This window comes from Dyella sp. S184, assembly GCF_009766065.1.
Taxonomy (GTDB): domain Bacteria; phylum Pseudomonadota; class Gammaproteobacteria; order Xanthomonadales; family Rhodanobacteraceae; genus Rhodanobacter.
The window spans coordinates 429,479-448,436 of sequence record NZ_LMUE01000005.1 but is presented as its reverse complement, the minus strand read 5'-3'; the positions used below and the strand labels follow the sequence as shown (position 1 = coordinate 448,436).

Here is an 18,958-nt window from a genome sequence, read left to right as displayed (position 1 = left end):
GGCTCATCACGTCGAGACAGTTAGGGTCAGTGAGCTGGCGCAACACTTTGCTGCGTCACGATGGATTGAAGGAGAGACCGATGCACAAGATTCCTACCGGTACCTGGGTCGTCGTTGCCGATGGTACCCAGGCACGTTTGTTCCATAACCTCGGCAAGCAGGACGCACTGCAGTTGAAGCAGGACGATCTCATCAAGCCGGATGTGGTTGACGAACAAGGCCAGGGACCATCAGGTCACCGGCCGCCTGAAGCAAGCCCCGAACAGACCGATGAAGCCACCTTCGCCAAGCAACTGGTCCATCGACTGAATGCTGCCGCGTTGAAGCAGGAGTTCGAGCATCTGTTTCTTATCGCCGATCCGAAGACGATGGGCGAGATCCGCCCCCAATTGCACGCGGAGACGAGCAAACGCCTCACCGGCGAGTTGACCAAGACGCTGACCAACTCGACCCTGGAAGACATCGAGAAGATTCTCAAAGCGAACGAATAGCACCACCGAGGCCACTCCATCACCGGCCGGGCGTTTATCTGCCTCGGTTCGGTGGTGATTTCGAAACCAGGGCCAACTCACTCTGGCCCCCGATTTTGCTAAGGGCGCCGGCTTCATTGACGTCGGACCTACCTACTTGCCCACGCGGTCAGGTGATTCCAAAATTCCCGTCAGCGGCTTGCCTTGGACCGTACCGAGGGAAACGTGCAGGAGCTGCGCGATCGTCGGTGCGATGTCGACATTGAGGAAGGCCGGGATTTCACCCTTGGGCCGAATGCCGAAACCCGCCGCAATGAAAATGCCCTGCATGAGGGGGTCCGAGTTGGGGTAGCCGTGGTCGCCGACTTCCTTGGTCGGTGTCAGATAATCGCCCGTGCTGCCATCACGGAAGGCGTAGCCGTCTGCGGTGTAGAGCAGAAGGTCAGGCGCTTGATCGCTCTGTGCCGGCGTCGGCCATCCTACCTTCGCCGCCTCGGCGGGAGTCAGTACCGAGCGGATGCCGGGCCTGCCCGCGAAGAGCGATTTCAACTCCTTGGTCGAAGCCTCCGTGGCATGCTGCTGGAAGACCAGGGCGTAACCCCCGTCAACGATGCTATAGCTGGGCTGGGTCGCCGAAGCGGCCTGCAGGCCGGCTTGCTTGAGCAGGACATTGGGGTGCAAGAGCTGGTGAACGCTCTGCTGACCGTGGTCGGAGACGATGATGAAGGTCGTGCGGTCGAGCTCTCCGGCGGCGCGCACCGCGTCGATGGCATCCTTTACGCGGTCATCGAGAAAGGCAATCGTATTGCGCCCCGAGTCGTTACCGAAACCTGTCTCATGCTCGATGCTGTCGAGCGACAGCAGATGCAGCAACAGCAGGTCGGGGTGATGCTTCTGGATGATGTCGATCGCCGCGCGGGTATACATGCGATCCCGCCAGGCCTGGGATGGTTCGCCGAAATGCACGAGCTGGTCATGGGTGATCACGCCCTGCTGCACGAGATCCTGCTCGATGGCACCGGCGGGATCGGGGCGCTCGGCGAATTGCCAGTCGATGCCCGGTGCGTCTTCGATGGCGACCCAGTCCACCTGTGCCGTGGTGAGACCCGCCTTGTGCGCGGCATCGTAGACGGTGGGGACCGCGACCAGCCGCGATTTCGGTACCCACATCTCGATCCTCGGTGGCGTGGCGGTGCGCTGGTTGACGATGAGCCCGTTGACCAGCACGTGATGCAGGCTCGCGTCGTCACCGGTGACCATGGCGGTGTGGTTGGGCCAGGTAATGGTGGGATTGATCGACTGCATGGCAACCGCATAAGCGCCGCGCTGCATCAACGCTTGCAGCGTCGGTGCGGGTAGCTCCGGCTCATGCAGGCTGGCCGCACCGAAGGCGTCCAGACTGATCACCACGACCTTCGGACTCTGCGTGGCAGGTACTGTCTGTGCGCAAAGCGGAAGCGCGACGCTGCCCGCAAGGAGCATCGCCGTGGCGACGACGTTTCGAAGCAGACTGGAGTTTGAGCACATCATGCGATCCTCTCGCTGGAGAAAAGGCGCCTGTCAGAACACTGGCATCATTCAATCAGCTTGCACCCGCAGTTTGCACCCGCCGATCGCCCCGCTCGTTAGCGGACGCTTTTCAACCAGCCAAGAACCCGTCGCACCCATACATGCGTCTGATCCGGGTTCCATACGAAAGTCGCCACGCTCTCCGGTGGCAACGTATATTCGAAACCGGTTTGGCCCTGCGTCACGGAGACACGACGCTCGCTCGTATTGCTGTTTACCATCACCAGCACGATCGATCCGTCAGCGACATTCTGGAATGCCACATTGTCGAGGCCCTTGTCGGTCTCGGTCGATCCCACCCGGAAGGCACCAGGCAAGACGAATCGACTGAAGTGGGCGAACGCGTAGTACTCATCGTTGCGACTCACTTCGCCGGTGTGCGAGTCAATGGTAACTACGCCCTTGCAGGCGTCACACCCACCGAAGTGCGGGCCATGCTGCTCGTCGAGTGCCAGGTTCCAGTACACCACACCACGCGCCCACTGCCTGATCCCGGCGAGCAGCAGGTCGCGCGTAAACCAAAGCAGCTCGCCGTTTGCGCTTGACGCCCAGTCGCCGCCCGAACACTCGGTGATGTAGGTGTCCTTTTTGGGGTACGCATGATGCACCTTGCTCTGAGCATACGGGCTGCCGTTGTAGCAGTGCCAGGCCACGCCATCGATATACCGCGCCGCATCGGGGTCGGCCAGCACGCTCAAGGGTTGCTCCGGCTGGTCCCAGTTGTGGTCCCACTCGAGAATGCGTGTTTTTGCGTTGCGGCTTGCCAACGCCGGGCCGAGATACTGCTTGATGATGCGCGCCCGCGTGGCCGCAGGTAAATCCATGCCCGGGTAAGTCACCGGTATGAAGCCCGGCTCATTCTGCAGGCTCAAGGCGAAGATGGGGATGCCGTAACCACGGTAGGTGTCGAGGTACTTGACGAGATAGTCCGCGTACGTGCTTTCGTACTGCGGCAGCAAGGCACCGCCAATCAGGTTTTCGCTGTCCTTCATCCACGCCGGCGCGCTCCATGACGAGGCGATGATGCGCAACTGCGGATTGACGGACAGGACCTCGCGTACGGTCGGTATCACCTCAAGCGAATTGGCGACGACATTGAAGTGCTGCAAGGTTGGATCGACCTGGCCAAAGGGAAGATCATCCAGGGTGTATTGCTGCAGCGAGAAATCCGAGGCGCCGATGGTCAGGCGCATCATGTTCAAATTGAGGTTGGGCGGCGGCCCGAACATTTCGAGCAAGAGCGCACTGCGCTGGGCCCCATTCAGCTTGTCCTGAAGCAACCACGCCGACGAATCCGTCATCGCCGCCCCGAAGCCGACCATGGATTGATATTTCGTGTTGATGTCGATGACCACATCGGCGGGTGCCGACTGGCGGGCGCTCATCACAAGACCGGGCTGCTGGGCCAGACGCAGCCGGCGATCCTCTGTGCTGAGCCACACATCGACCGTGGGCATGATCGGATGCGCCGTCGGGATCACTTTGGGCACCACTCTGGGATGCCTGAAGCGCGGCGCATAAAGCGCCGCCAGCGCGAGCAAGCTAATCAAGGCAATGGATGCAATGACCACCCAGCCGGGAACACCTTTGCGCTCATCCATGGTGCATACCAAGCCCATCGCTCACACTGCAGTTCACTCGGATGCGCATCAGAACCAATAGTCAGCGACACACCGGCCGTCGCGCGGCAGGTCATCGAATGTGTCGAGCCCATCGAAATGGTCGATGGGAATCTGCGCCACGGCTTCGGGCTCAGCCAAACGGAGGTTGACGGCGGTGCGGCGGCGCCCCGCTGCATCCGTCTCACGGCCGCGCCAGCACACCACGCAGCCGCAAACCGGACAGAAATGGAATTCGATCGCATTGCCGCGGACGTAGGCCTGTGTATGCCCTACGACGCGAATGCCTTCATCCACGTAGTCGTAAGCCCAGAGCACACCGTAGCGGCGGCAGACCGTGCAGTTGCAGGCCGTGGCCCCATCGGGCCGGCCGTCAAACTGCCATCGCACCGCACCGCAGTGGCATGAGCCTTCGATCATTGCTGCTTCCCGCGCCATGGATCCATGATAAGTGAATCCGAGCTGCCCCGTTTTCTTGAAACGGGACGCAGGCAACTACCACTGCCAGCCACTGACCATGCATCGCGCCGCAAAGCGCAACGATTCGGCAGTTCTCCCAAAGAAATCGATATGAACCACAACAGGAACAGGGTTCAGGAATTTTTTGGCGGGGGAAATCTACCTGGCACCCTTGTTGAAAGCATCCGCTGCAGTGTTCCGCAGCGGATGCCGGATGATCAGGGCAGCGACCTGAAGCTATTGAGTCAGCATCGTCCCGGTTGGTGCGCCGGGCGTGGTGCTGTTGAACTGGTGGTTGTTGAGTGCGGACCCCACATAGCCGCCGCCCGCACCGATACCTGCGGTGTTGTTGAACATGTCGACATTGGAGATGTTGACCTGGCCACCCGGCTGAGCCTGTATCGCGGTCCCGTTGCCGGAAAAGATGCTGTCCTCCAGACCAATGGAGCCTACGCTGGCTATGGCACCATAACCAAGGCTGTTCTGAATGGTTGAATGAGTGGCGTCGATATGGCCACGCAGTGTCTGCAGTGCGATGCGCGTCCCCTGGATAGTAACGTTTTTCACGAGCGCCGAGACCGGGCCCGGACCGGTAGTCGCGGTAATGACAATGCCTTTGTCGCCACCGGTGATCGTGGAGTCTTGCACCAGCACGTAACCGCTGTTCGCAAGGCTGACCTCGATGTTGTTGACGGTGAATCCCTGGAACGTGCAGTGATCGATGACCACATTGCCGGCACTGGTGATCTGGACACCGTCCAGACCCGATCCAATACCGCTGAATGCGAGATGGCGGAGGACGACCGTGTCAGTGGCTCCGGCACTGACGGTTATGCCGTTGGTGCCGGAGACCAGCACGCCAGCCAGTTGCCCACCACCATCGATCGTGATGGCCTTCGTAATAGTCAGCGCACCAAAGCCACCCGGATCGAGTGCGTCGATTTCACCGCTGGCCGCGGTCTTGGATATGGCCCCGGCAAATGTCTTGCATGGCGCAGTGCGGCTACATGGGTTCGCGTCATCGCCCACGCCAGATACCCAGGTTCGCGTCGCCTGTGCGTGAGCAGACGTGATGAATGCAAACGACAGAACGCAGACGGCAAGCGCCACCTTCAATAAACGTTTCATGTTCTCACCCCTTTCAGTCGAACAAATGTGGTCCTGGGCCATTCCCCACAGCCAGTGGAACACTCCAGAACATCCCCGGCACGCCCACGGTCACTTCTGGCGCGCAGCCAAGGATACGGCAACGCACATGTCAACAATGTGGAACGTTGGAGTTTAGTAATGGGCAAGACTGCACTTCTGGCTCGCAATAGCGGCATACCCAATTCCAATGGCTCGGCAGGCTCAGCACGTTGAACGGTCGGAACAGGAGTCAGAGTGAGCTGGCCCGGCTTTTTCGAAGAGAAATGTCGATCACGCCGCTGAGCGCAACTATCGAGCTGTCAACTTGTGCTGGACCGCGCCGATACTGTGGATCACTTTGCCGTCCACGCTTAAACCGAACGACTGGGTGAAGCCGTCGCTCGGCGTGTCAGGCAGCAGGCTGTACATGCTGTTGGCGGCCTCCACCGTTCTGTAGGTCCAGTCCACGCACGCCGGCTCGGTATTCAACACCGACATCAGGTTGGAAGCGGTGTAGGTCATGGTGCCCGCGCCGGAGGCGAGCGTGGTGGTGGCGCCATTGATGTCGCCCACGAAGTTGACCTGGAAGGCGACGATGGGCGCCAGGTTCTCAGCAGGCTGATCGCTCAGTGAAATGGTTTTGTTGCCGATGGTATGGCCGTGGTTGTCGATCACCACATAGGTCGCTCCGGTGATGTTGTCGGCCGCGTCGTTCAACAAGGTGATGATGATCTGGTACCCGGCGGGCAGCGTATTGGTCGGCAGGTTGGCCAGCCAGGGCTGAATATTGATCAACGGCTCCTGCTTGTCATGAAAGTTGCACACCACACACGTCAGGCTGGGCGAACTGTTGTTCGGAATGAGCAGCACCACGTACTGCTGCGCACCGACGTAGTCACCCCTGGCCGAGTACGCGTTGATCTGGAAACCGAAGCCGTTGGTGCCGGTGATGTCGGTGTCCACGATGATGTGCACCGAGAGCCCGCGCAAATGATTGCACGAGGTGAACACCGGAAGCCCGGGGCCCACGCGGATCCTCTCCTTGCTGACAGCGCCCTCCAACACGGGCTGGGCGGGGCTGTACAGGAAGTAATTCGAATTGCTGCCCAAGCCTTGTTCGGGGATAGCCGCATACGGGCCGCCACTGTTGAGCGCCGCGCCAATGCCCTTGCTGCCGAAACTTCCCCAGCCCCAGTTCGGCGAAATGGATTTGGGATAGCCGGCATCCACCGTGCCCGCACCTTCGTCGGCGCGCGTGACCCGGATGTACTGGTCGCCGGAAAAGAAATAGCAGCGCGACCCGCTATACAGCGCAGCATCAATTCCATTCGCACCGAATGAGCCCCAACCCCACACCGAGATCGGTCGCGGATAGCCCGCATCCACCGTGCCCGGGCCGGTCTCGCCGCGTGTCACACGAATGTATTCCTTGCCCGAAAAGAAATAGCACTTCGAATTGCTGTACAGCGCCGCATCGATGCCATTGGCGCCGAACGTGCCCCAGCCCCAGTTGGGTGCAATCGGCCGCGGGTAACCCGGATCGATCGTGCCTGGCCCGGTCACCCCGCGCGTCACGCGAATGTATTCCTTGCCCGAAAAGAAATAGCACTTCGAGCCGCTATACAGCGCCGCGTCAATACCGTTGGCGCCGAACGAACCCCAGCCCCAGTTGGGTGAAATGGTTCGCGGATAACCGGCATCCACGACGCCCGGCCCCGTATCGTCGCGAGTGACGCGGATGTATTGATTGCCAGCAAAGAAATAGTCGTACACGGCAGCTCTCCAAGAGGGGTGCATGACCCGTCACGAGCAGTGCTCCGTTGGCGTGGCGGATCGTATGATGTGAAGGACGAACTTCAGCAACGCGCACGCGACGTGCGACGCGTTGCGGAAGCTAGCGCCGCGCCAGCGCCGGCTCCATAACACGCAAGCACTAGCCGTCGGCCGTCAGCCACGCATGGAGGCTATTGCCTACGCGTTTGTACTTAGACCGTTTGATTGAGCAGGGATGCAGCGTACGTATGATTCGCGCCGCCGATGGCGCCCCGCCCCATCCCTCTCGCGGCCGCAGCAAGCACGCTGACCCCCGTTTTCGCTACCGGCAGCGCTGCAACTGGGCGCCGTACTCGCGCGCGAGGTTGTCGACGGCATCGGCGGTCTGCAGCAAGTGGCGATCATGCTGCCACTGGCCGCCACGGTAGCCACCGATACCTTCGTGGTAGGCCAGATACAGGTGTCTCGGGTCCCCTTTGGAGATGCCCAGCTCGCGATGGATGCGGTCGGTGTACCAGCCAAGGAAATCGAGCGAGTTGTTCATGTTCTTGCGGCTCTTGAACCAGCGGCCGTTCGCTTTCAGATACTCCTGCCACACCGGGTCCTGCGCCTGCGCGTAGCCATAGGCGCTGGACCGGCGCGGCAGCGGGATGAACAGGAAATGCGGCCGGGCCGGCTGGGCCTTCTCGCGGAAGTCGGATTCCCGCTGCACGAATGCCATCAGCACATTGACCGGGGTGCCCCAACGCTCCTGCGCCGCGCGGGCATCGCGGTACCAGCTCGGGTACTGCTCGAAGACCCGGCAGATACTCTGGCTGTTACGGGGCGGCGCAGTGGCGCACCCGCCCAGGGCCAGCAGGCCGACGGCTAAAAGAAGGGCCACGCCGAGGCGGCAAGCCGTCGTGACGTTCCATGCTCTGATCATGAGCGCAGGTTAGCAGCCGATGGCGCGCGCCGTGGCCCGGCATTGCGGAAAATGTTCGCGCCCCTTTGCCGCCGCTCCAATTCTCGGGTCCGGGTTCCAGAGCGACGCCGTTACTTGTCGGACGCCTTGTAGGACAGCTCGGCGCTGTAACTCTTGATGTAGTTGGTCTCGTAATCGAGCGCGTCATTGAGCGATTTACGCATAGCCTGCGCGGTGTCCTTGCCATAGACCGTCGCAACCATGGCCCACATCGGGGTCTCGGGCTCCGTGCCCAGTTCGGCCCAGCTCCTGGAAGAGATCGCCAGGGTGAAGTTGGGGGTATTGCTGTCGGTGTCACGCACCGCGCTGATGGCGTAGTAATAGTTCCAATGGGTTTTCTCAGCCGCCGCAGTGACCTTCTGCATCACGTCGACGAACGTTTCCTCTGGCTCGTGCCCAGGTTTCAGCTTGATGTTGTTGACCTCGAGGAGGGGCTCGTTTGCATGCTGGCCCTTCGACAGGTGACTCAATTCAGGAAGCATCTGCGTGAATCCGCCCATCTCGCTCTTGAGATGCGGGTTCACACTCGATCGAAGCACAGGGTCGCAAGCGTGTGCCGCCGCGTGCATGGCATCGAAGGCCGCCCAGGGCAGCAGGTCGGTGGTGTAGGAGTAGCTGAAAGTGTCGCCGGTCTCGTGGACCCAGGCGGTCCAACTGTATTTGAAGTCGTGTTCGCGCAGGCATTGGTTGTAGGCCTTGATGCCAGCCTCGTAGGCCACCTGCTCGGCCGGCGCCACCACGTCGGTGTACTCGCGTGAAACAAGCGTCGGGCCAGGGTCTGCTGCGTGCACGCGGACAGTACAGGTCAAGGTCAACATCAGCGCCAGCAGGGCAGCGACAGCTTTCATGGAAGGCTCCTTCGGAATGCAGCCCCTCGTCGAGGGCGGGACAGGGTCATCACCACGGCGACTAACACAGGGCAGAGTTGAAAAGTGCGCTCAGAGCTCTGCTTTCGTTTTGCAACCCTCACTCACTGAAGCATCAAAGGTGAGTTCACGTTGAAGAGCAGGAACTGCCACTGTCCGTCCACTTGAATCAGTCGGATGCTGATGTCCGCGTTGCCGTTATCAAACTTGGCGGTCTCCGTGTACGCGGCACTGACAACCTTGCCCGTGCTGTTGGTGTAAGCGACAAGCGACTGACCCTTCGGCTCCCCCAGGCTTTGCAGGGCGCCAAGCTTCGATAGCTTCTTGAACAGCTGATCAAGCTGGTCAGGGTACTTGTTGATGATCTCCAGCAGTTGCGGAGATGCGCGTTTCACCAGCTCGTCTTTCGACCATGTCGAAACAATGGGTCGAATGTTTGCCTCGACGTACGCTTTGCTGGACTTGTCGAGTTTGTTCCCCTGATAGACACCGATACCGATAAACACCACGGCGACCACAACGATCAGAAGAAAGATACCACCAAGAATCGAGAGAAACTTTTTCATAACTACCCCTGTCCGCCAAGTATCGGTTCGGCAAAATGAATTCGAGCAAGAGAGACCAGGAAAAGTTGGGAGACATCTGTTGGCTTCGAATGCCCGATCGATGTCTCTGATCCCTTTCATGGAAGAACGACCACATCATGCGTGCACTATTCCTTTAGCCTTAGCCACTTATCTCTTCGACAACCGGTAGACCACCGTCTCCAGCGCGCTCACCCCTTCGGCGACGAAGCCCGGCTGCTGCGCGAGGATATCGCAGCGTTCCAGGGTCTCCACGCGCCAGTCGCGATCATACAGATCGCGCACCTCGGTTTCCGGCACGGCGAACGGCGGCCCCTGCTTTTCGTGTTGCGGATACTCCAGCGTGATCAGCAGGCCGCGGCAGCCGGCAGGCAGTAGCGCATGCAGCTCGTGCACATAACGACGGCGCAGCGGCGGCGGCAACGCGATCAGCGCGGCGCGGTCGTAAACCGCCGCGCAATCAGCCAGGACGTCGGCGTCGAGGCCGAAGACATCGCCGCAGATCAGTTCGACATCGCCAGCCCGGTGGTGGCGGCCATAAGGCGAATCGTGCACCTGCGGCGTCAAGCCATGCTCGACGAAGAACTGCGCGATCGCCAGCGGCGACAGCTCCACCCCCAGCACGCGGTGGCCCTGCGCCGCCAGCCAGGCGAGGTCCAGCGACTTGCCGGCCAGCGGTACAAATACCTGGCTGCCGGGTGCCCGTTCAAGCGCCGGCCAGTGCTCGAGCAGCAGTGGCGTCGGTTTGTCCTGGTGGAATCCGATGCGGCCTTCGCGCCAGCGTTGATGCCAGAAGCCGGGGTCCATGGTGTGGCTCGTGTTGGAGTGAGAACGAGCAAGTCAAACATCGTCAGATCAGGAAGTGATCCTGACAACGTTTCGCCCGCCCACGTCTACGTCACGGCTTGTTGGTGGTCTTGCTTGGCAACGGCTCCAGATTGAAATTGATCGTGCCGACCTTGCGGTCCAGGCCCTGGATCACATCGCTCGTGAGGTCGTTGGTCGCGTTGCCGCCCAGCACCGCATCACGGTTCAGCAACAGCCCACAGTGATGGTTTTTGTAGGCATCCGCGGTGATCGGCTGTGCATCCTCGCCAATGGTCTGCATGACCTTGGCACGGGTCAGCTGGATACGCTTGCTGAGCTCGTCCACTTCCTCCTGGAAGGCCTGCGACCGCATCTGCAGGGCTTCACCCTGCTGACTGCGCTGCGTCTCGCTCAACGACGCAGCCTTCTGCTGGAAACTCTGCACGTCTGCCTGCAGCGGCTTGCCTTGGGCGTCCAGTTGTGACCGGGCCTGGGTCGCCAACTGGCTCAGCCGCTGGCTCGCCGCCTGCCCGACCTTGGCCTGCGCGAAAACCGCCTCGCGCGAAAGCATGCACACGCCCGGCACGGCATTGCCCTCGAGAGGATCGGCAGCCCGCGCGGGAGACATGGGAGCGATGGAAAGGCCGGCTGCGACGACCAGCGCGGCGGTGAACCATGGGCGGTGCATATTCATGTTGGGTTGTCCTGTTTGCTGAAGCCCTGAGAATAAGCGAACGCGCTGCCACATGGTGACTCCCTGTTGACATTGGCGCGCGCGAGTCAGTCGGCGTTAGGTCAGGAAGTAATCCTGACACCTTATTTTCCCAATGCTTTCGCTACTGGCAGCGAGCGCTGCAGCTGGGCACCGTACTCGCGAGCGAGGTTGTCGACGGCATCGGCGGTCTGAGCAGGTGGCTGCCGTGCTTGCACACCCCCAGAGCCAGCAGGCCGACAGCAAAAAGGGCAACGCCGAGACGGCGAGCCGTCGTGGCGTTCCATGCTCTGGTCATGGTCGCAGGGTAACAGCCGAAAACAGTTTCCGTTTGTGGTGGGGGCGCCTGAAATGGAAGTAAATCAGCACGCTGACCACGGCGGCATAGGTGCACCATACCGAGGTAAAGGCATATTGCTTGAGCCACATCACCAGTAGCACGCCGACCAGGTTCACTGCGCCGAGCGCGATGATGTAGCGGTATCCGGAAAAGAACAGCGAGCCGCAGGTGGCGATCACGTAAAGGACAGCGACCGCCATTTGGTTGGTGGCGGGATTCGAGTAGACCACGCTGTGATCATGCGCATAGATCGCGGTATCGAAATTCAGCAGCGCCCAAAGCTGGTAAACGGTGAGGGCGGCGCCCAGCACCAGAAAGGGCAGCACCATCAGACGACGATATTTTCCCGGCTCGATCAGCCAGACGCTCAGCGGGATCAGCAGTGGCAACACTCCTTGCGCATAGAGCATGTACACGAATCCCCACGGCTTGAGGCCACCGAGTACGCTGTCGCCGCTCAAGGCGAGCCATACGGCGCCTTCGGCAAACTGATGGAACGCAAACAGCAACGGGATCGAGGCAAACAGCCATTCGTTGCGATGCCCGCGTACGCACCCGAGGGTGGCGATACCAACGCCGGCGATCAGTGCGCTACTTACAAAACTGGCGGTTGCAGAGAAGCACATATATAGCCGTATCCATCATCGTAGTGCGGCGCAGTGTCGACCATTGCGTTGTCGATAGATAGCGATGGATGAGATAGTGCTTGGGCATTTTCCGCGCCCCAGGCAAACGGGCCAGAATCATTTGTCGGCTTCAAACACCTTATAAATGTCTCTGACCCGCTTCGTGTTCCGATTATTTGTTCTCCCGGCATCATGGACCGCATGTCCACCCAGCCGGCGGACAGCGCACGCGCTTCGCCGGACTGATGGAGTGCCAGGCCAAGGGGTTGTCGCACTGTGCGACTACCTTTCCGCTGGCGTTGTCGAAGTAGATGGGCGAACCGTCCGGATAGCGCGCGAGATTCGGCGGGAGGCGCACCAACGCCCCGCATTTCATCGGCGCAAGATACCCGTCGTTGTGCGCCTGGAACGCGCGGATCGCGGGATGGATACGCATGACCCATTGCTTCAGGCCAAGCGCACCCAGAAAGAGCGCCGCAAAGATGCCTGTCGTCACCATGGAAGTCCTCATCGCAACACCAGACTGATGACCAGCGCGCACGGGATCACCGCAACGGCGTACAGCACATAACTGGCGAGCACGATGAGGATCGTCGCCGACGGTGCCAGCGATGCGGCAGGCACCGCGAAGGTCGCATCGACACCGCGGCGCACGACTACGCTGGCCCCCAGATGATCGTGCAGGGCAAGACCACGACGATCGAACAGCGCCCACACATAACCCAGCCCGGCGGACAACAGGGTCAACAGCGCATAGAGGGAGCGTTTCGCGATGGCGCGAGTAGTGAGAGGTCGCGAGCCTGCTTCGCGCAGTTCGATGCCCATCAGCAGCTTGCCCGGCGTCGCATGCCAGCGGCAGGCATGGAACAGCCAGAAATAGACAAAGGCAGGAACAAGCTGTCCGCCCAGCAGCAGCGACACGAGCGCGCCATTGCGCGCGTCACCGCCCGGGTTGGGCGATGCGGCGATGAGATAACCGATCATCAGCAAGGGCTGCAGCACGCCGTTCATCGTCGTCAGCACGATGCAGTCCACGAACAGGGCCAGCAGACGTTTGCAAAACAGGGTCAAGCGCTGCATGGATATCTCGACAGAGAGGAGGTATTCCATGTAACGCAGACCGCCGCCTTTCGGGGTTGGCCGCGAGGCCGCTCCACTTTAGAGGAGACAAACAGCGTTCCGCTGCGGGCAGCGTCACGGCAGTTGCCACGCCGACTCATCGACGCGGTGATCACCCGACCCCGTTTTGGTGCTCCAACACCTTTCCCCCTTTTCCAGCGAGCTGGTCGTAAGATATTGCGAACCCCAGCACAAACCTGGATCGCAGCTGGCCTGGTCATGGGGACAGGCACGGGGGCAGCTAAAGTCCGATCCTTTGCGTGACACAAAATCCTTGTACCACCAACTCAGGAAACCATCCGCCGACATGGAGTTCAGCATATGGATGCAATCCACTCCAAGAGTGTATTCGTGTACGGACAGGTCAAACGCGCCCTGCGGTCGGGGCGCTACGCACCCGGGCAGCGGCTTGACCCGGCCACGCTCGCCGCAGAGTTCAAAACCAGTCCCACGCCGGTTCGATTCGCCCTGTACCGCCTGGTCGGCGAAGCTCTGCTCATCGATCATGCCCGCGGTGGACTGCACGTCCCGTTGCTCACCGAAGTCGCCATGCGCGACCTCTACGACTGGATGGAACGCCTGTTGCTGATGGCATGCGATATCGGCACAGCACCGGCAGCCCGGGAGACAGATCAGCTGGAGCTTGCGTCCGCTGACGACGATCCAGTCAAGCTGACGTGGCAACTGTTCGATGCGATCGCACGCGCGACAGCCCACAGGTCCCTCCACCATGCCGTGAAGCAGGCCAACGACCGGCTGGCGCCGATACGTCGGGCCGAGCAAGGCTTGCTCAAGCACAGCTTCGAAGAGCTTTCGGTACTGAAACGGCATTGGCAGACACGCGACATGCCGGCCCTGAAGTCCGCACTGCGCGACTATCACGAACGCCGCAAGCGACTCGTCCCGCGCATCGTGGCCTTGCTGAGCGATCGCAACGATTACCTCCCCTAGGCAGCCTCCGATCCAGTGCCCTCGTGGGTCATCGTGCGAAGAAGCGTCGATGCGGAGTCCGGCATTGCGGGACCACCATCACGCTCCCGGAATAATCACCAGATGACAGCGCAATAATCATTTGAAAATCAAAATTTCCGGCTCCTACGCTGCTCGCGTCATGGGACTGCCATGACGTCACCGTAGGAGATCGAGATGAACACGAACGAGAACATCCTCAACAACACCCCAGAAGACGTCGTCGAGCTCGGCGTCGCCAGTGTCGAGACCCAGGGACCCGGAGGAGTCATCGAGCCCACCGGGCTCAATGTGATGCCGGGAATCTCCGAGGAATGAGCCAACGAGGCGCACCGAAAGGTGCGCCTCACTCTTGTTGGTGAGGACACCATGACCTACACATTACGCAATGATCTGTCTTTCTGCCGGGTAGACGATCGCCTCATCTTCCTGGACATTCGGAACGACCGCTACTTTCGATTGTCGAGCAACCTGGAGCGCCCTTTCATTGCATACGCCAACGGGAATAAGGATACCGGCGTCGGTTCACTGGTAGAACGAAATATCCTGGTAGAAGCCCCAGGCTCGCAAGGCCGAGTGACGGCTGTGAACATCGAATACCCCGCCCGAAGCGCCCTTGAACAATCCTGCCAAGCCAAACTTCATCTCGGCTCACTAGTCGACGTATTCATCACCGTCTGCTCGATACGCCGGCAGCTTAGAACACGTCCGCTGAGGACCATCCTCGACTCAGTTGTGGCCTTCAGACCAAGCAAGCAACCACGTCCAGGCTCCATTTCCGACCGGGCAGTCGAGCAGCTACTGCTCGAAGCCTCCGGTGAATTCAGGCTCGCACGCGCCTACACACCTGTCGAAACCCGCTGCTTGCTCGACTCTCTCGCGATGGTCAAGTTCCTCGCCAGACGAAGACTCCACGCAAGCATCGTCTTTGGCGTCACGTCCGATCCATTCTCGGCGCATTGCTGGGTACAGGCCGGAGACTTGGTTCTGAACGACACGGTCGGGCACGCCAATGCCCATACTCCGATTAGGGTGATCTGATGAGCTACCGCTACCTTGCGCTCGTAGACATCAATCGCCGGTGGGATGTCGCGAACCTACCCGAGATCGAAGCCGCATTGCAGATCGATGGCATGCGCGAGCCCCTCACGTCGGGATCGATCAGGCTCTTTCTCTCGAAGGAAACGCCATGCCTCTCGCTGCCGGAAGGCGGACTCGCAATCGGACATCTGTTTTCGCGCAAGCCCTCACCACTTGATGCAACCGCGCAGTTCCCAGCGTTCTCAAGTCACAAGCGTCTGCGAAAACACATCATGGAGAACTTCTGGGGCGAGTACGTGCTGGTCCAGCCCTGCGACGAAGGCGACGCGGGCGCCGTCATTACCCGCGACCCGTCTGGCGGCGTTCCCTGTGTCTATTCACTCCGGAACGGCGCTGGCTTTGTTACGTCCGGCATTTCAATGGCGACACGCCTTGATCTATACCGAAAGCGAATTGACTGGGATTTCATCGCCCATTGCCTGACCTACCCCAACCTCAAGACAAGTCGCACCGGCCTTGTCGATATCCGCGAGCTGCTACCGGGATCCTCGCTGGTCGTTGGTCGAACGGAGCTCACAACGGATCTGAACTGGTCGCCGTGGAGCTTCGTCGCGCCGGGACACCGACACACCAATCTTGCTGATGCTGCTGCCGACATCCGGACAACCGTAGCGTCCGTGGTCAGGACCTGGGCTGACTTCGACGAATCCATTCTTATGGAACTGTCCGGAGGTCTCGACTCTTCCATTGTCGCGGCCTGCCTGAAGAATACGCGGCCGCGGGTAACTTGCTACAACTTGGCAACACCTGTACCTGGCGCCGACGAACGCCAGTACGCCAGGCAGATGGCAAGCTATCTCGGCGTAGAACTACAAACCGAACAACTTGATCTCGACATTGCGTGCTGCGACGTCGCGCCGTTCCCCGATGCCGTTTCGCCCAGGATGGGTATCCTGCAATATGCGGTGTCGAACGCAATGGAAACTGCAGCCCGGCGATACGGAGCTTCGAGCTCGTATATGGGTGCTGGTGGCGACACGGTGTTCGGGCTTCTGACCAATGCGGTCCCTGCTGCGGATGCGATAAGTGAGCGCGGCATGGTCACGGGTATTTCATCGATCAGGGATCTTTCCGTCCTGCATCAGTGCACGATGTGGAAGGCTGCAAAGCTGACGGCTCGGAAAATGATGCGAGCACCGAAAGCAGCCTGCGCACCAGACCGAACGTTCATGAATCCGTCCATTGCCATCGGACCGGCAGAATCTCACCCGTGGCTCGATGCTCCGACAGACGTGCTACTTGGCGACCGGGAAAGAATCTTCGATCTCGCCAGCAACCAGTTGTTCAGGGACATCGTCTATCGCGGTGAGAACTGCTGGATCCGTATGCCTCTGCTTTCTCAACCTGTCGTCGAGGCGTGCCTCAAAGTACCCTCATGGATGTCGATAACCGGTGGCCAAAACCGGGCTGTCGCCAGAGCCGCGTTCGCCGACGTACTGCCTCAAAACATTCTCAACCGCAGAAGCAAAGGTTCATTCATCAGCTATCTTGGCGCCATATTCAAGCGCAACAAGAGCCAGATTCACGAGATCCTGCTATCAGGCGCCCTGCACGATCAACACCTGCTGGATTCCGATGCGCTGACACGCTTCTTCAATGCAGAGCTTCCACCGCGGGACAAGTCCTTCACGCGGATACTTTTTCTCTTCGCGGTCGAGAATTGGTTGCGTCACCAAGCCTAGTCGCCACGCGAACCCGCGGGGTTCTCGCCTCGATTGGACGCATGTGCCTTCATCTCACGCCAGACGGCATATTGGCTCTTCTTCTCCGGATCGGGATCCTCGTAATCCTGCAGCCAGAATCTGAACCAGTCGACGTTCCTCTCGTTCGCAGCCAGCAGTTGCCTGGGTTGAAACTTGAAGTGCGGCGCTTGAGGGAACACGTAGAGATCAGCCTTGTGATCCAGCATCAACGGAACGGCGGAGTCGAGCAGCCACACGTATTCCTGCTCAGGCACCTGCATCAGAACCGGCGACCTGATCTTGTCCAAATTGAACTCCAGTCCAATTCTTTTCCATTGCTCTGGCGTCTCGTCGGGAGATCCTAGTTGCCACACCTTGTGCGCACGCGATATGAACTCCTTCCCTTTTAGGCTTCCATGCAAGTACATGCTTCGCGAGAGCAACGCGCCGGTGATCGATGTCGCAGCGAGAAGATCGGAATTGAATGCCGTCCACATCGTTATCTCCGTGCCGAAGCTCAGTTCACCCATTCCCACTCTGGTTCGATCAATTTCTCCAGACGATGCCAACAGGTCCACTGCACTCTTTACTGCCGAAAGGCCTTGGTTGTAGCGCTCAACCGCATCGAAGCTGAAAGGGCCATAGTTGATGCACAGCGCGGAAATTCCGTGCTCGGCAAATGTCGCCAGAGGCCACTCGCCTCCGTACCCACTACGCAGGAATCCCGGGCAGAGGTAGTACGCGATGAACAGAGGGGGCGGGCGATCTCCCGTTCTCCGCGCGGCAAAGAATTGCCCGGTGAACAACCTCCCCTTTGCATCCTTCCAGCGAAGCAGCTTCACCGGCATGTCAGCCGAGATGTCGGCCGCAAGCGATGCATTCGGATCGAACAAGACCTGGCGCTTGCCTGTCTCCAGGTCGATCTTCTCAACTCGCGGCGGCCGGTTGGCATCGGCTGCCACACAGACCAACGCCGTGGACGACAGGCCACAGCCTGGGTCCTCAAGGCCGTATCGCTGTCCGCCGTTGAGCAGGCCAGCGGAGCGTGCAACTAACCTCACTTCGCCGCTCTTCACATTCCATCGGAAGATGGATTGGGCCATCCCCTCCGCGGGGTCGCTCACCGTGTACACCACTTCCTCGCTACCCGGCTTCCATTGGACTCCCGATATCGCCTTGTTGACGCACGGCTCAGCCTGACACTCGATGTGCCGTGGAGAATTCTTTCCCAGCAGCACTGACAGCTCGACCCCCGGTTTTTGCACCAAGTCCCCTTGGTCACCCACTCGCGTCAGCAGGGCGACTCGGTGATTCACGGTGTCGAGTGCATACCTCCAGGGCTTCGATTCCCCCTTCGGCAGTGCCGAAGCGATGGTTTGCGGCGATGGCACCTCGGATGCCTCAAGGTCGCGTGTTTTTCCAGTCAACAGATCGATCGCCTTCCAGCGGTCCGGAACTCCGGAAAGCAGCGGAACGCGAGCGAACCCATCGCCCAGGACATCCAGACGCTGCGTCGCAAGACGGCCTTCAACATTTCCGGACCGGAACAGATCGCCCTGCCCGATGGGTACCGAACTGTCGACGTGAATGCCGCGTTCGTACTCCGACTGCTCCGCTGCGATGACCTCGTCGCGTGTAGCCCCGACGCTGTAGTTGAGCGTCTTGCCATCCGCACTCAGCAGAAAATTCCGCACATCCGCCGGGTCGTTCGTGAGCGGCTTCGCGCTAGAACCATCGGCACTGGCGCGCCAAACGCCGACTTTTCCGTCCATGAGCGCCCGGTAGTAGATCCAACGCCCGTCCGGCGACCACACCGCGAAAGCGGGCAGCGAAAGCCCCGCCGAACTGCGCAACGGGACTCCTCCCTCACCTACCCTGCGCGGTGGTGTCTTGCCGTCCGTGTTCTGGACATACCACACCGAATCGTAGGTATTTCGCGCCACCGACGCCTGCTCGGTCCGAAACGCAACCTGGCTGCTGTCCGGCGACACCACCGGACCGCTGATATCGACGACTTCGATAAGACGTCGGGGAGAAATCGCCTCCCCGGCGTGCAAGCTCACCACCACGCCTGACAACACTCCCAGCGCCAGGAGATGGATGGTTGCGAGCTTCACCCTGCGGACGACCGATCCGTTGCCCTTTTGCAAACTATTCATGACATTTGCTC

At 60.2% G+C, this 18,958-nt stretch carries 19 protein-coding genes; 5 read left to right on the top strand and 14 right to left on the bottom strand.

Translation table 11 applies throughout. The annotated features are described in order from the left end of the window. Positions 1 to 80 precede the first annotated feature (80 nt). The gene (locus GSQ75_RS11890; RefSeq protein ID WP_158755078.1) at positions 81 to 491 is read left to right on the top strand and encodes a host attachment family protein; all 411 of its coding nucleotides are present in this window, start codon (positions 81 to 83) and stop codon (positions 489 to 491) included. A gap of 132 nt (positions 492 to 623) precedes the next feature. Here GSQ75_RS11890 and GSQ75_RS11885 read toward each other — a convergent pair whose 3' ends face one another. From GSQ75_RS11885 to GSQ75_RS11825, 13 genes are all read right to left on the bottom strand, one after another. Beyond that, positions 624 to 1,952 carry an alkaline phosphatase family protein gene (locus GSQ75_RS11885; RefSeq protein WP_254058562.1) on the bottom strand — a complete coding sequence of 443 codons (1,329 nt, stop codon included), beginning with the start codon at positions 1,950 to 1,952 and terminating at the stop codon, positions 624 to 626. Positions 1,953 to 2,095: 143 nt separating this feature from the next. Then, complete coding sequence (locus tag GSQ75_RS11880; protein ID WP_158755076.1) at positions 2,096 to 3,640, bottom strand: glycoside hydrolase family 30 beta sandwich domain-containing protein; 1,545 nt, start codon at positions 3,638 to 3,640, stop codon at positions 2,096 to 2,098. 48 nt (positions 3,641 to 3,688) lie between these two features. After that, positions 3,689 to 4,078 (bottom strand): GFA family protein, encoded by a 390-nt coding sequence (locus GSQ75_RS11875; protein ID WP_158755075.1) that lies wholly within the window; start codon positions 4,076 to 4,078, stop codon positions 3,689 to 3,691. A 276-nt stretch (positions 4,079 to 4,354) separates the two neighbouring features. Next, positions 4,355 to 5,308, bottom strand: a complete 954-nt coding sequence (locus tag GSQ75_RS11870) for a right-handed parallel beta-helix repeat-containing protein (RefSeq protein WP_216840669.1) — start codon at positions 5,306 to 5,308, stop codon at positions 4,355 to 4,357. A gap of 246 nt (positions 5,309 to 5,554) precedes the next feature. Continuing rightward, entirely contained in the window at positions 5,555 to 7,018 is a 1,464-nt protein-coding gene (locus GSQ75_RS11865; RefSeq protein WP_158755074.1) for a hemopexin repeat-containing protein, read from the bottom strand. Between the two features lie 322 nt (positions 7,019 to 7,340). Then, positions 7,341 to 7,901, bottom strand: coding sequence for a hypothetical protein (locus tag GSQ75_RS11860; RefSeq protein WP_254058551.1), 561 nt, complete (start codon positions 7,899 to 7,901; stop codon positions 7,341 to 7,343). A 152-nt stretch (positions 7,902 to 8,053) separates the two neighbouring features. After that, the gene (locus tag GSQ75_RS11855) at positions 8,054 to 8,830 is read right to left on the bottom strand and encodes a hypothetical protein (RefSeq protein WP_158755072.1); all 777 of its coding nucleotides are present in this window, start codon (positions 8,828 to 8,830) and stop codon (positions 8,054 to 8,056) included. A 122-nt stretch (positions 8,831 to 8,952) separates the two neighbouring features. Continuing rightward, the gene (locus tag GSQ75_RS11850; RefSeq protein ID WP_158755071.1) at positions 8,953 to 9,414 is read right to left on the bottom strand and encodes a hypothetical protein; all 462 of its coding nucleotides are present in this window, start codon (positions 9,412 to 9,414) and stop codon (positions 8,953 to 8,955) included. 168 nt (positions 9,415 to 9,582) lie between these two features. Next, positions 9,583 to 10,239 carry a thiopurine S-methyltransferase gene (locus GSQ75_RS11845; protein WP_158755070.1) on the bottom strand — a complete coding sequence of 219 codons (657 nt, stop codon included), beginning with the start codon at positions 10,237 to 10,239 and terminating at the stop codon, positions 9,583 to 9,585. A 91-nt stretch (positions 10,240 to 10,330) separates the two neighbouring features. Continuing rightward, entirely contained in the window at positions 10,331 to 10,933 is a 603-nt protein-coding gene (locus GSQ75_RS11840) for an OmpH family outer membrane protein (RefSeq protein ID WP_158755069.1), read from the bottom strand. Positions 10,934 to 11,245: 312 nt separating this feature from the next. Beyond that, complete coding sequence (locus tag GSQ75_RS11835) at positions 11,246 to 11,917, bottom strand: DUF6629 family protein (RefSeq protein ID WP_158755068.1); 672 nt, start codon at positions 11,915 to 11,917, stop codon at positions 11,246 to 11,248. 190 nt (positions 11,918 to 12,107) lie between these two features. Then, entirely contained in the window at positions 12,108 to 12,416 is a 309-nt protein-coding gene (locus GSQ75_RS11830; RefSeq protein WP_158755067.1) for a hypothetical protein, read from the bottom strand. 8 nt (positions 12,417 to 12,424) lie between these two features. Next, entirely contained in the window at positions 12,425 to 12,997 is a 573-nt protein-coding gene (locus GSQ75_RS11825) for an RDD family protein (RefSeq protein WP_158755066.1), read from the bottom strand. Between the two features lie 360 nt (positions 12,998 to 13,357). Between GSQ75_RS11825 and GSQ75_RS11815 the strand changes: the two genes are divergently transcribed. From GSQ75_RS11815 to GSQ75_RS11800, 4 genes are all read left to right on the top strand, one after another. Next, positions 13,358 to 13,987 (top strand): GntR family transcriptional regulator, encoded by a 630-nt coding sequence (locus GSQ75_RS11815; RefSeq protein ID WP_174236727.1) that lies wholly within the window; start codon positions 13,358 to 13,360, stop codon positions 13,985 to 13,987. A 195-nt stretch (positions 13,988 to 14,182) separates the two neighbouring features. Beyond that, complete coding sequence (locus GSQ75_RS11810) at positions 14,183 to 14,323, top strand: benenodin family lasso peptide (RefSeq protein WP_158755064.1); 141 nt, start codon at positions 14,183 to 14,185, stop codon at positions 14,321 to 14,323. A gap of 51 nt (positions 14,324 to 14,374) precedes the next feature. Further along, positions 14,375 to 15,046: a lasso peptide biosynthesis B2 protein gene (locus GSQ75_RS11805; protein WP_158755063.1), complete on the top strand. Its 672-nt coding sequence runs from the start codon at positions 14,375 to 14,377 to the stop codon at positions 15,044 to 15,046. Continuing rightward, positions 15,046 to 16,788 carry an asparagine synthase C-terminal domain-containing protein gene (locus tag GSQ75_RS11800; protein ID WP_158755062.1) on the top strand — a complete coding sequence of 581 codons (1,743 nt, stop codon included), beginning with the start codon at positions 15,046 to 15,048 and terminating at the stop codon, positions 16,786 to 16,788. Before GSQ75_RS11805 ends, GSQ75_RS11800 begins: the two co-directional genes overlap by 1 nt. On the opposite strand, the gene GSQ75_RS11795 is transcribed toward GSQ75_RS11800, so the two are convergent. Further along, positions 16,785 to 18,947, bottom strand: coding sequence for an Atxe2 family lasso peptide isopeptidase (locus GSQ75_RS11795; RefSeq protein ID WP_158755061.1), 2,163 nt, complete (start codon positions 18,945 to 18,947; stop codon positions 16,785 to 16,787). The two genes, GSQ75_RS11800 and GSQ75_RS11795, sit on opposite strands and share 4 nt — an antisense overlap. Between the last annotated feature and the right edge of the window lie 11 nt (positions 18,948 to 18,958).